This window comes from Rubritalea spongiae, from assembly GCF_042652385.1.
GTDB classification, from domain to species: Bacteria; Verrucomicrobiota; Verrucomicrobiia; order Verrucomicrobiales; family Akkermansiaceae; genus Rubritalea; species Rubritalea spongiae.
The window spans coordinates 1,869,318-1,882,006 of the sequence record NZ_JBHSJM010000001.1 but is presented as its reverse complement, the minus strand read 5'-3'; the positions used below and the strand labels follow the sequence as shown (position 1 = coordinate 1,882,006).

Sequence of the window (12,689 nt, the reverse complement as noted above, 5' to 3'; positions counted from 1 at the left end):
GCCTGCCTTACCAAACCTTCGGAAGCGAAGCTTCCCCCCCATCTTAAATCAAACTTATGAAAAGAATCTTTGTTTCTGGTTGTTATGACATTATCCACGCAGGTCATTTGCAGTTTTTTGAGGAGGCGCGTGCGATGGGTGATCACTTGACGGTGAGTTTTGCTTCGGAAGATGTGTTGTGGCATCACAAGCAACGCAGGTCTTCGATTCCGGATGCGCATAAGGAGGCTCTTTTACGCGGGTTGCGGATGGTCGATGATGTGATCATCGGCACGGATACGGATACGGGCTTGGATTTCCGCAGTTATTTTTTAGAGGCGAAGCCCGACATGCTGGTGGTGACCGAGGATGATCAATATGGTGATGTGAAGCGTGCGCTTTGTGCGGAGGTGGGGGCTGAGTATTATATTTTACCAAAGACACCGCCGAAGTTCGATCCGGTATCGACGTCTGGGATTGTCAAGTGGGTGAAGGCGCCGACGGAAGCGCCACTGAGGGTTGACTTCGCAGGTGGTTGGTTGGATGTGCCACGGCATTCGCGCGAGGGTGCGTATGTGGTAAATTGTGCGATTTCGCCGACGGTAAGTTTGCGTGATTGGGGTTACGAGCGTCAGGCTGGGCTGGGGGGCAGTGGAGCGTGGGCATTGCTGAATGGTAATGATGGAGTAGAGGCGGAGCTGGATCTAGGAGTGGGTTGGCAGGATCCGGCGGTGATTAAGGAAAGTGGGCTCTGCGTGTGGCGCAGTGGGCAGCTTCCGGTGTTAGATTTCAAACGCAATGGCGAGATGTTAGAGGGGCGGATGGCTTTGTTGTGGACAGGGGCGGAGCACGATACGCCATCGTTTGCAGACAAGGAGCGGGACTACGATATGATTGAGGAGTCTGCAGCGATAGCGCGCGAAGGAGTTCTCAATGAGGATTTCGAGAAGTTGGCGGAGGGAGTGCGCTTGTACCACGAAGCGCAGTTGAAGGAGGGTATGCAGCCCTTGGCTCAGAAAGTGGGAGCGCTGGCGAGCAAGTACTGTGGTGGTGGTCATGGTGGTTATGCGCTATATCTCTTTGCGGCAACCGAGGCGCGTGATGCAGCGGTGGCTGAGGATGAAAAGATGAGGGCGATTGAGCCGTTCTGCCGGTAGAGGGTCAGCGGAGCTGACAGTTTAAGTCGGCTCCTTTGAAGTAGTTTAAGTTGTGCTTCGCTATGAGTTTGCGTATAGGGTTGTTGGTTTGGCAACGTTCTAAGGCTTTGGCTGTTGCTGTGTGTCAGATTAGAGGGTCTTTGGGAGACTGGGGTTCCGTGATCTGGTGACGCGCACTGCGGTTTCTGTCCCCTCGAATATTGCTGAAGGTGCGGAAAGAAATGGAACGAAAGAATTTATTCAATTTCTGGGAATTGCTAAAGGTTCGCTTGGAGAGCTTGCGGAAATGCTTTACAGCCTCTTCCGCACTTTAAGGAAAACTTAAACTGAACCGCAATGCGGCTCTAACTTCAACTACAGCGGCGCAGCCGCTGTATGATAGTGAAAAGCTGGGCTTGAATAATTATAAAAATAAGGTCAAGTTTCGCGCGCGTATGGCAAACCCCCTCAAGAAAATAAAACGTTGGTTCGAAAATTATGGTCGGATGCTTGGCATCACGGTGGTGATTCTTGTTGTGATCAGCGTTGGTATATGGCATGCGACTTCGACTGATGGAGTTGTGGTGCAGGAGGACTTTGGGGATGCGAGGATTTCTGAGGTTGCACAGGAGATTTCGAATTTAAGCTATGAAGATGCCTTGCTGCTATGGAATGAGGGGGATGAGGCGAAGGCTCGCGCTGTGATGCAGCGCTTAGCTCCCTTACAGGTGGCGAATGCTACCGCGGTTGGTAACGGGTTGGCACATTTGTGGGTGGCAAAGGATTTGCTGTCAGCTGAAGACTTTGGCTTTTTAGAGGGGTTCCCTCTAGATGCCTATGGTGCAGCGGGACTTGAGCCGCCGGTGCAACTTGAGCAAAACGAGTTGTTATCAAAGGCAGAGCGCCATTTGGAGGCTGCGGTGGAACTGGATGCTGTGAGGGCTGAGGCTGCTCTGATGCTCGCTGAATACAGGCTGGCAAGTGGGGAGCGGAATGAGGCAGTGTTGTTGTTATTAGAGTCGATTGCACAGAATGAGGGGGCTCAGGTGGATTTGGGAGTGAATTTGGCGAATGCGAGATGTTATAAGGGTGATGACTTGGCGCTGGAAGAGGCTGGTTGGCATCGTTTTGCGACTTTGGGAAAAGAGGTCATTGGTAGGGGAAGGAGTGATCTGAATGTGCGTTTAGATTATCTTTTTACTGGGATGCTTTTGGGGGAATTTGAGGCAGTGGAGCGATCGCTGAAGAGTTTTGAGCGCGACTTTGCAGAACGCGTAGAAGTGGTGAAGTCGGTCAAAGCTTCTGAGGCGTATTTTAAAGCGGTTGATTTACTAAATGGTGAGGAGCTCAAGGGGGATGAAATCGTGGAGCAAGTCTTGATGGCGCAGCGGTTCCAACCTGGCCGTAAAGCATTTACTGAGGCATTAGAGCTGCTGGTCGAGAGGTTTCCGGAATTTAAAGATAGAGTGGGAGAATTTATTTTTACAACGATAGAGGATGTGGAAGATGGAGATGTGAGAGCGGACCTCTATCTCCAATTAGCTGAGTGGGTTCCTGGACGTGAGTCTGAATTTATCGAGGCCGCTGTAGAAGCAGCGCCAGATCGACCAAGCTTAGTGGTGATGAGATTGCGGAATGAGTTAGAGGAGGGAAGTGAGGAGTATGCGCAGATGAACCAAGCACTTGAGGGACTTGAGCAGAAGTCATTAGAGGTACAGTTGTTGCGTGCTGAGATCGCTATAAAGCAGGGGGAGCCAGAGAAATGTATTGAGGTTTTAGTGGGCGAAGTTGGCAAAGTGGGTGATGTGCTGGCAAAGCGAGAAGTCCACCGTATACTTGCAGAAGCTTATCGCGCGTGTGGTGAGGACATCTTAGCGGATGATCATTTGCAACTTTCTCAAGAGTAATCAAGACCGATGAAACGCGAAGTAAATGGTGTAGTGTGGGTTGTGGTTGCTTTGTTGGTAACGCTGGTGCCATTGTTGATGGGATACGCAAGGTTTTTATGGGAGCTAGAGTACTACCGTTGGTTCCCAGTGGCGACTGTAGTGGCGGTGGTTTCATTCGTTGTTTCCTATCTGCGGAGCGACGTGCGAGAGGAGCGTGTGAGAGTGAAGCCAGATGTGGTGCACGCGACGGTTTTTGTCGCTTTAGGAGTCACCGCAATTGGATATTTATATGAAGAGTCTCGCTTAGCGGTGCTTGTGATGTTGATGGCTCTCTTGCTGCTTGTGCTCGATTGTGCGGGGCGACGAAGAATGACGAAGCCGTTTGCGATTTTTTTACTGTTGTTTACCTTGGTGTCGATTCCTTCTCAGTTTGAGATTTTAATTCGAGGTTATTTTGAGGCTTGGGCCGGTAAACTGGCTGGTTATGGAATTGATTTGTTGGGTCAACACAACTTGGTGCAGGGGAGTGTGCTGATCATGGGCGATTATGAGATCAATGTGCGAGAGATTATTGGTGGTTGGAATTCTTATAATTTGTGGGTAGTGATCGCGCTCTTTTGGAGTGTGTGGAAATGGAGGAGTAATCTGTTTACTGTATTATTCTGTCTTGTTGCTGTGCCAGTGGGGCTGAGCCTCGATGTGTTTAAAATCGTGTGGATTGGCGCTGTGTATTATTTCTTCGGGAAGGACTGGAGTGGTCAAGGAGAGATGCTTATCTTGGAGTTAGTATCGATCGTTCTAGGGTTGGGTGTGATGGCGAGTTGCTATGCTTTTGTAGATTTGCTTTTGAGTACGATCGATGATGCGAAGAAATCTAAAAAGGTTTTGGTAAAGGCTTGGGATACAGTGGTGAGTTTTAAGCTGTCCCAATGTTTTCGTAGATGGAGAATACTCTACAACGATGCGGATGCGGTCAGACGACCTCATCGCGTACGCAAGGCAGTGCTCGGAGCGATGTGGGTAGGTCTGGTCTGTTTTGCATCAGTGATCGTGTATTACCGCTATGTGGTGGTGGCTGAAAGAGTGGTTAAAATGCACTCTGAAGAGGATTTGGTGAGGGTTCCTTCTGACAAGGTGGTGTTTGATAGGCCTGGGTGGGAAGTGGTATCTGTCGATTACGAAGAGCGTGAGTTTGATAGTATTTGGGGTGCATTTTCAACGGTCTGGCGAACGAAGTACCACGATACTCAAGTGATTTTTGCCTTAGATTATCCTTTTGAAAGTTGGCATGATGTGAGGGTGTGTTACTCCAATCTGGGCTGGCAAGTAGAGGAGGCGCATTTGGTGCAGCCGGATCCGAGTGTGGCGTGGGGCTCCTCTGAAACTGATATGATACTTCCTACGGGTGACTACGGGTTTATTCAATGTAGTCATACCAACCAGTTAGGTGAGATGGTGCAAGCTAAGCCCAGTGAGTCATTTAGCTTGGAATTCTTGCTGTTTAAGTTGGGGCCTACGCGATGGGCCGCGCCATTTGGGCAGTCCTTAGAAAAAGATAAGAACACATTCTATCAAACACAGATGATGGTGACTACGGCCTTTCCTCTGGATGAGCCGACGAAGCAGGAACTGCGTGCCATGTATGCTGAGTTTCGCGAGCAAACACGTCAATTGATCAAAGAGGAGGGCATGAAGTAATGGACCATCCATATGAATCAACGCTGATGCGGACATGGAAACGGAAGAGAAAGGGGCTGTACTTACTTGGTCAGATCGTACTATTTCCGATGTTGGTGTTGTGGAAGCTTGATCGTCTATTTTCAGGGTTCAGTTTTTGGATTAAAGTCAGTGCCTTTTGCTCTGCAATCACTGCGCCATTTCGCGCGGTGATTGATTTTATCAAAGCTTGGTGTGGGAGCCGACCGTGGAAGAGATTGTTACAAGCATCACCTGTGCTTATTATTGCTTTTGTTGGTTTTACGGCATTTTTCATTAATGCAAACCGAAATCGTGGAGGGGTGTATGCTGGGTATTATCAGGATGCGCTGACTGCGATGAATGCTGGAGATGCCAAGCAGGCGGACTTTTTATTTGGTAAGCTGATTCATCATAAAAATTATCGCGATAATAATCAGGCTCTGTTTCAGGCTATGATGGCCGCGAATGCAAATGATAATGCGACGCGAGAACAGGCTCTGAGAAAGAAGCTAGTAGTGGAGCGAAACTATGAACCGGCGAAACGCTGGGTAGTGGCTCAGCGTTTGAATCAGGGACGCGTAAGCGCGGAGGATACAGCGGGCTTGGTCGCGCTCTCGGAGGAGATGGTAGCTGAGGCGCCGACGGAGGAAAGTGAGCTTTATTGGCGCAAAGCATTGGCTCGCCTTTATCAGGGGCAAGGAAAGTATTCAGAGGTAGTCGCAATGCTAGAAGCTGATGAGAATCGCGATCCTGAGGCTTCATTGATTCTAGCTCAGAACTATTTGGCGCAATCGAAAAACGAAGAAGCGCTGAAAGAGGTAGATCGTATGCTGAGTTATATTTCTGATGAAGACCCAGCAAAGAATATTTATTTAAAGGAATATGTAGAGGGGAATGCCATTAAGGCGCATAACACGGCAGATCTAGCGAGTGGATCTGTCATGTTAAAGAATGCGATTAAAGTATTAGAACAGAAGCGAGCTATGGCAGTAAACCGAGCACTTTATGATGCTTGGTTGGGAGAGCTCTATTTGCGGATGTTTGAAATGCTATTGGAGTTTCGAGATGCTTCTATGCGACTTGAAGCCTTTGAGTATTTTGATAAAGCCATCGAGGCGGGGCAAGCGCCTGGGCGCTCGGGTGCTGTGCTGAATCAGATTATTGATCCGGCTTCGGGCTATCCTTTGCTTTCGGGGCAGATTTTGGAGATTGTAGCGAAACGGGGAGGAGTAGGAGCCCATTTGGCCCGTGCTATGGATGCATGGGTTGAGGGAAATGACCGCAGTGCTCAGCTTCACTTCTCAATAGCTAATGAGCTGAGTCCAAATGCGATGAAGGTGGTGCGTTACGCCGCTCAATATTTGGCCCGCGAGGGCTCGAGTGCGATTACTGTTTTCACGGGGGTAAATTTATCTTCCTACCAACGTTCGTTTGAGTTGCTAAATGTAGTTGATAAGATAGACGAGGGGCTAGCGATCGAGACGATGTTTGATCGTTGCTATATCTACTCTCTTCGCAAATCATGGAAAGAGGTTCTTCGGATGGTTGAACCACGGCTTTCTGAGTTAACTGGTCAAGATCTTGTACGAGCTTATGATTGGTTAGCAAATGCTCATGCGAATTTAGATAATGCGGAGAAAGCGGAGGAATACCGTCGCGCTCTTCAAAATGAGATTATCAAACTAAAAGAACAACAATAATGTCTTATACCCCTCCAGACGACTATCATAAAACAACTCCTTTGAGTGGTTCAATTTTTGCAGTGACGAGCTCTGAAGTGAGCACAAAAACGCACTGGAAGCGTCGCTTAGTAATTCTGGTGTATCCTATTGTTTTATTGTTGATTGACATCATTTTGATCACAGCAATTTTTAGTATTGGAATTCATTTGTCTTCCGACGCTGACTTTTTAAATTCGATAAGTCGAAGGGTCTTACTAGCGGTTATATTACCAAGCATTCTTGGGGTTTACCTTGTAGGGGGCTACAACTATGCCACTGATAAACGTAAATATCGCTTTATCTCCGAACATGTGATCATGTCGGTCGGGGTGGCCATTCTCACCTTTAGTTTAATATACTCTATTGTCGCTTATGGCATGGATTTGAAATCTCCACGCCTTGTAGTGGCTGGGACATTGGTTGTCTTCCCGATTATTTCGATCCTCTATAGAGTGTTCTTAGCCCGTATCCAGGCATACTTTGAGCGTGATAATGCGGTGTGCATTATTGGTGCTGGGGATCGAGCTCAAGATCTTTACCGTCGTTTAATTGCCCGAGGTTTGGCTCATGAGTTCGTGGTGGTAAGTTTTGACCCCAATAAAATTGGCAAACATCTCATCGCTGATGACTTTGATTCTCCCATTATCAAGGATTCGAAGGAGGTAACATTTCAATCCTCTATTCGTGGTAAATATGTGGAGAGTTACATTGTTGCTTCCCCGATGGAAAGAATTCCGCATGAGTTTAGTAGGCGCATGGTCTCAGCTTTGTTCCACCGTCATAAAATTTATACTTATGAGGCGTATCTTGCTTATGCATTAAGGATCGAGCCGCCATCTCAGCTTACGATTAACTGGCCAATGTTGGACGGTTTTCGCCTTAATAGGAGCGTGACGTATGATCGCTTGAAGCGTTTGTGTGATATCGGGGCGGCAATTGTTGGTATTATATTGGCATCACCTCTCATCATTGGCACTGCCTTAGCTGTCAAATTAACCAGCAAGGGGCCGATTATTTTCAAACAGGAGCGCACAGGGTTTCGCGAGAAGTCGTTTATGATTCTCAAGTTTCGTTCGATGCGTGTGGGGTCGGAAAAAGGCCCCAAATATACTCAAGTGAATGATGATCGTTTCACGCCGATCGGGAAATTTATTCGGAAAACACGTTTGGATGAGCTTCCTCAGCTATGGAATGTATTGGTGGGCGACCTTAGTTTGATTGGTCCAAGAGCCGAGTGGGTAGATCTGGTGAAGGGGTATGAAGAACGCTTCCCTTTTTATCATTTTCGTCATGCTGTGAAGCCTGGGATTACTGGCTGGGCTCAGGTTAATTATTCCTATGGGGCGAATGATGAGGACACTTTAGAAAAGTTGAATTACGATCTTTATTATGTGCGTCGCTACTCGCTAACACTTGATGTGGCGATCGTGGTGAAGACATTTTACATGATGCTTTTTGGCAAGGGAATGTGATGTCAGCTTCGGTGCTGGATGCGAAGTGTTGAATGAAGGCCCTTTTGCAATATTGGGTTAAATCGAGAATCGTATTTTCTTTAACTGTAGCGAAATTTTGTTTCTTTGATCAGCTCGTGATAGGAAGTTGATAGCATTGGTTATTATGAAATTTCTGTGTATTTTGCGGTAAATTTGCTCGGTCGGATTCTCGGTGAGCTAAGCCTTTCAGTGTCAAATTTTCGTTGTGTGCGTGGTTGACTGCAGCGCGATCGCTGCTCATGCTGCGGACCGGTCTTATGAAAATCATTGCAGGTTCAGCGCACAATCAGCTCGCAGAGGATATTGCCTCTTACCTCGAAACCTCTGTTGCTGATGTGACAGTGGATGCTTTCCCAGACGGGGAAACCTTCGTGCAAATTAATGAGAATATTCGCGGTGAGGATGTTTTCATTGTTCAGCCTACCTGCCCTCCGACGAATCATAATTTGATGGAGTTGTTGATTATGACCGATGCCGCCCGCCGCGCGTCAGCTGGCCGAATCACCGCGGTGATGCCATTTTTTGGCTACGCGCGTCAGGACCGTAAGGACAAGTCGCGGGTGCCGATTACGGCGAAGCTTGTGGCGAACCTTATTTCTGCTGCAGGGATCAACCGTGTAGTGACAATGGATCTTCACGCCGCACAGATTCAAGGATTTTTCGATATTCCGGTGGATCATCTTTATGCGCGTCCAGTGATGGTGAAGTATCTTAAGGAGGAATGTGGTGTGGATGGGCAAAACCTCGCTGTGGTTTCCCCGGATGTGGGTGGTGTGAAAAATGCACGCGCTTACTCGGATGCGCTGGGTGCGGATTTGGCGATCGTTGCTAAGCACCGCGTGAGTGCGACTCGGGTGGAAGCGACTCAAGTGATCGGTGAGGTGAAAGGCAAAGATGTGTTTTTGATCGATGACATGACCGAGACTGGTGGGACACTTTGTGCGGCGGCGAAAATTTTGAAGGAAAGCGGCTGTAAGCGCATTTTTGCGGGTGTTTCGCACGCAGTGATTGGCGAGACGGCACGGAAGCGGATTGAAGATTCAGTGATCGAGGATTTAATCACGACGGATTCTGTACCGCAGGCGTATGGAGATAATGTGACTGCGCTTTCAGTGGCGCCACTTTTTGGTGAGGCAATGCGCCGCATTCACAATGGAGAGAGTGTGACTTCGCTGTTTGACATGTAAGAGCCGTTGTTGGCAGTTCTGTTAGGCTTGGCCTTCAGCCAAGTGTGGCTTGTTGTGGGGGGGATTCCTAGGTTAACGCATCGCACTAGCCTAGGCCACGATAGGTGTCGCCGTTGGCGAATTAAGGTAGGGCTGGTTCCATTAGCGTCAACTTAAGCATCGGTAGACCTGACATGTATTTATCGACTTTGGACATATAGGCTTTCGGCACATCACAGACTGTTTAGGTTTGGTGAAGTGTCTCAGGTCGGAAATTCTAAAGTTAGATCAGTAAAATCTGGTGATTTTGCTTATGAGAGATCCTCGTTGAGGGTTTTATTTGACAATTCGTGGTCAAGGCGTTACCACCCGCGCCCGGCCTGTGAAAAGGTTACTATTCTCACCAACCTACCAGCCATATTTTTTCACAGGGCAAACCGCATCTAGAAACGTCTGATAAAGTAACTTTGGGCGATGTCTAACTTCTATATAAACTAATTAAAATGGCTATTGAAACAATCAAAGCAACTGAGCGCGCGCGCACAGGTTCTGGCGTGTTGAATGCAATGCGTCGTGAGGGGTTTGTCCCATCCGTCGTTTACGGTGCAACCGAAAACAAGAACATTAAGGTAAACGCTAAGGAGTTCACAGATCTTCTTAATGCATCACCTTCTTCCCAGATCCTTCTCAACCTCGAAGTTGAAGGTGCAGCACCACAAAAGGTGTTCCTTCAGGATCTCCAGTTCGACGCGCTTACAGGTGCTATTCTTCACGCTGACTTCATGGCAGTAACTGAAGAGACAGTTCTCACAGCGAAGCTTCCAGTGGTTCTCCTCGGTGAGCCTAAGGGTGTAAAAGCTGGTGGTGCTCTCGAGCAGCTCGTTCACACACTTAAGGTGAAAGCGCTTCCGAAAGACCTTCCTGAAACAATTAAGGCAGACGTAACTGGTCTCGACCTCTCTGAGTCCCTCACTATCGGTGATGTGCAGTTCCCAGAAGGTGTGACTCCAACACTTCACGACAAGGTTCTCATCGCTCTCGTAGCAATGACACGTGCTGCTAAGTCCGCAGGTGCAGGTACTGAAGAATAAAATTAATCACTGACGTTTCATAGCAAGGTTTCGCATCGGCTCGTAGGGAATCCATTTCCTGAAAGCTGGTAGACCTTCATTCAAGAAGTGGCGATCAAGTTGGTCATTGGTCTGGGGAATCCAGGAAGGAAATACGAAGGCACCCGGCATAATGTTGGGTTTGATGTCCTCGATCTTCTTTCTGCGCGCTCAGGTGCACAATTTGTCAACCACCTCAAGTGGAAATCACATATCGCAAAACATCCTCAAGCTCTGCTGATGAAGCCACAGACATTCATGAATGAAAGTGGTGTAGCAGCGGGAGCGGCACTGCGCTTCTATAAATGGAAGCCGGAGCAGGTGCTGGTGGTGTTTGATGATGTTTCTCTCCCAGTGGGTTCCTTGCGGTTTCGCAAGAGCGGCTCGGCAGGAGGACACAACGGACTCAAATCACTGATTCAGCATTTCGGTAGCGACGATTTCCCACGATTGAAGGTCGGCATTGGCGGTCCAAAACCTGGAGAAATGGTAGGCCATGTACTCGGGAAATTTGCTCCTGAGGAAAGGGCTGAAATGGAAAACGCGCTTGCCAGAGCAGCTGATGCTGTGCAGCTTGCGCTATCAGATGGGCTGGAAGCCGCTGCAAACGTGCATAACGTCAAAAACAAATCATAGAAACTGAAAATTATGAGCAGAAAATACGAAGGTCTCGTCGTTCTCGACACCAAAGGTAAAGAAGGATCCGTTGACGAGTTCGTTAGCGAAGTAGGTAAAGTAATCGAAGCAAACGGTGCGACACTCGATGAAGTGAAGCAACTTGGTCGCAAGACATTTGCTTACAACGCGCGTCAGATCGAAGGCGGTGTTTACGTGAACTACTTCTTCAATGCAGCTCCTGAAGCTATTGAAGACATCAAAGAAGCTCTCGACCTAGTCGAAGGCGTCTACATGCACCAGTACCGTCGCCAAGGGTAATTCTCTACCGGTTAGAAACCGTTAGAAATTCCAGTCGATCGACGCCTCGTATAGAGGTGGTACAAATGATTTCATCCCTGCTTGGCCTTTTCTGTTGTCGAGCAGGGATTTTCTTTTTAGAGTCCCGCCAACATGTCTAGTTTTAATAAAGTGATGCTCATGGGGAATGTGACCCGTGATATTGAAGTGCGTTATACCCCGAAGGGAACAGCAGTGACGGATATTGGGGTGGCGTGTAATCGCCGTGTTAAGCAGGGTGAGGAATGGGTGGATGAAACGACGTTTGTCGATGTGACTTTGTGGGGACGTACAGCAGAACTTGCTGGCCAGTATCTTTCAAAGGGTCGCGGAGTTTTCATCGAAGGTCGTTTGCAGTTAGATACTTGGCAAGATTCTCAAACTGGTAAGCAGCGTAGCAGACTCAAGGTGGTGGGTGAAAATATGCAGTTTATTGGTGGTGGCGGAGGTGGTGGAAATGGCGGAGGTCAACAGCGTCAGCAGCCACAAGGAGCACCGCAACAGCAGGTTTCTCCTCAGTCGCAGCAAGCTGCACCGCCCCAGCAGCAAGGAGGCTCACCAGCTAACCCAATGCCTCAGTTTGAGGAAGAGGACGACGATATCCCGTTTTAAGATGGATTAAGTTTGTCTGGGGCGTCACTTCGATGGCGCCCGAGCGGCCAAGTTTTAGCTTTCGATGATTGGGAGAATGGAGATTGGTGGTAAATGAGCTGGCTTTTGATGTTCTAGCCGTGTTCAGCTGGGTGTCAGCGGAGCGACATCGCTACCAACCTTTGAATATTATGCTTTCGGTTGTTTGTGGATTGATTGAGGATGCTGCTGGCGAGTTGTTGCTGTGTCAGCGACCTGAGGGGAAAGCACAGGCGGGGCTGTGGGAGTTTCCTGGTGGTAAGGTAGAAGCAGGGGAAAGCGAGCGCGAGGCGCTTGCGCGGGAGTTGTTAGAAGAGCTCGGATGTGAGTTTGAAATTGGCGAAGCTTTGACGCCGGTCGAACACGACTATGGTGACTTTTTGATTCGGCTGATTCCGTTTCGTTGTCGTTGTCTCGGTACTCCTAAAGCACTGGAGCATCAAGCGATCGAGTGGGTGTCAATGGATCAAGTGAAGTCTTATGATCTAGCGCCTGCTGATGTGCCGATTTTGGCAGAGTATTTTAAGTGGGCATAAAAAAACCACAGAACCGCTAGCGGAATCTGTGGTGTGGATAGAGTCTGGAGTAAGAATTATTTCTTCTCGCCTTTGCTGTCTTTACTGATGACCGTGGCGATAGCGGTGCGGTCGTATTTGACGAAGACGTTTTCTGCAAGGCGTAGAGAAACTGTCTTTTCACTGAGTGCGTTGACGGTGGCGTGCATGCCGCCGATGGTGACTACCTTGTCGCCGACTTTGAGTGCTTCTTGTTTCGCTTTGAGCTCCTTTTGGCGCTTTTGCTGTGGACGGATCATGATAACCCACATGATGACGATCATGATACCGATGAAGATGAATTGGCCTGGGCCACCCGCTCCACCGCCTTGTGCGAAGATATTCAGAGTATTTGTCATA

General features: G+C 48.5%; 13 protein-coding genes. 12 read left to right on the top strand and 1 reads right to left on the bottom strand.

Translation table 11 applies throughout. From position 1 onward, the window contains the following. The first annotated feature begins 56 nt into the window (after positions 1-56). From ACFPK9_RS08555 to ACFPK9_RS08500, 12 genes are all read left to right on the top strand, one after another. The gene (locus ACFPK9_RS08555; RefSeq protein ID WP_377094436.1) at positions 57-1,136 is read left to right on the top strand and encodes an adenylyltransferase/cytidyltransferase family protein; all 1,080 of its coding nucleotides are present in this window, start codon (positions 57-59) and stop codon (positions 1,134-1,136) included. A 148-nt stretch (positions 1,137-1,284) separates the two neighbouring features. Then, positions 1,285-1,461: a four helix bundle protein gene (locus ACFPK9_RS08550; protein ID WP_377096591.1), complete on the top strand. Its 177-nt coding sequence runs from the start codon at positions 1,285-1,287 to the stop codon at positions 1,459-1,461. A 109-nt stretch (positions 1,462-1,570) separates the two neighbouring features. Further along, positions 1,571-3,022, top strand: coding sequence for a hypothetical protein (locus ACFPK9_RS08545; protein WP_377094435.1), 1,452 nt, complete (start codon positions 1,571-1,573; stop codon positions 3,020-3,022). A gap of 9 nt (positions 3,023-3,031) precedes the next feature. Next, the gene (gene xrtU, locus ACFPK9_RS08540; protein ID WP_377094434.1) at positions 3,032-4,702 is read left to right on the top strand and encodes an exosortase U; all 1,671 of its coding nucleotides are present in this window, start codon (positions 3,032-3,034) and stop codon (positions 4,700-4,702) included. Beyond that, positions 4,702-6,402, top strand: a complete 1,701-nt coding sequence (locus tag ACFPK9_RS08535) for a hypothetical protein (protein WP_377094433.1) — start codon at positions 4,702-4,704, stop codon at positions 6,400-6,402. Before xrtU ends, ACFPK9_RS08535 begins: the two co-directional genes overlap by 1 nt. Beyond that, complete coding sequence (locus ACFPK9_RS08530) at positions 6,402-7,895, top strand: exopolysaccharide biosynthesis polyprenyl glycosylphosphotransferase (RefSeq protein ID WP_377094432.1); 1,494 nt, start codon at positions 6,402-6,404, stop codon at positions 7,893-7,895. The genes ACFPK9_RS08535 and ACFPK9_RS08530 overlap by 1 nt, the downstream gene beginning before the upstream one ends. 278 nt (positions 7,896-8,173) lie before the next feature. Next, positions 8,174-9,103: a ribose-phosphate diphosphokinase gene (locus tag ACFPK9_RS08525; RefSeq protein ID WP_377094431.1), complete on the top strand. Its 930-nt coding sequence runs from the start codon at positions 8,174-8,176 to the stop codon at positions 9,101-9,103. A gap of 482 nt (positions 9,104-9,585) precedes the next feature. Beyond that, positions 9,586-10,173 carry a 50S ribosomal protein L25 gene (locus ACFPK9_RS08520; RefSeq protein WP_377094430.1) on the top strand — a complete coding sequence of 196 codons (588 nt, stop codon included), beginning with the start codon at positions 9,586-9,588 and terminating at the stop codon, positions 10,171-10,173. 87 nt (positions 10,174-10,260) lie between these two features. Beyond that, positions 10,261-10,827, top strand: a complete 567-nt coding sequence (pth, locus tag ACFPK9_RS08515) for an aminoacyl-tRNA hydrolase (RefSeq protein WP_377094429.1) — start codon at positions 10,261-10,263, stop codon at positions 10,825-10,827. Between the two features lie 12 nt (positions 10,828-10,839). Continuing rightward, the gene (locus tag ACFPK9_RS08510; RefSeq protein ID WP_377094428.1) at positions 10,840-11,127 is read left to right on the top strand and encodes a 30S ribosomal protein S6; all 288 of its coding nucleotides are present in this window, start codon (positions 10,840-10,842) and stop codon (positions 11,125-11,127) included. A 132-nt stretch (positions 11,128-11,259) separates the two neighbouring features. Continuing rightward, positions 11,260-11,757, top strand: coding sequence for a single-stranded DNA-binding protein (gene ssb, locus ACFPK9_RS08505; RefSeq protein ID WP_377094427.1), 498 nt, complete (start codon positions 11,260-11,262; stop codon positions 11,755-11,757). Between the two features lie 170 nt (positions 11,758-11,927). Next, positions 11,928-12,311 (top strand): (deoxy)nucleoside triphosphate pyrophosphohydrolase, encoded by a 384-nt coding sequence (locus ACFPK9_RS08500; RefSeq protein WP_377094426.1) that lies wholly within the window; start codon positions 11,928-11,930, stop codon positions 12,309-12,311. A gap of 56 nt (positions 12,312-12,367) precedes the next feature. On the opposite strand, the gene yajC is transcribed toward ACFPK9_RS08500, so the two are convergent. Beyond that, positions 12,368-12,688, bottom strand: coding sequence for a preprotein translocase subunit YajC (yajC, locus tag ACFPK9_RS08495; RefSeq protein ID WP_377094425.1), 321 nt, complete (start codon positions 12,686-12,688; stop codon positions 12,368-12,370). Between the last annotated feature and the right edge of the window lies 1 nt (position 12,689).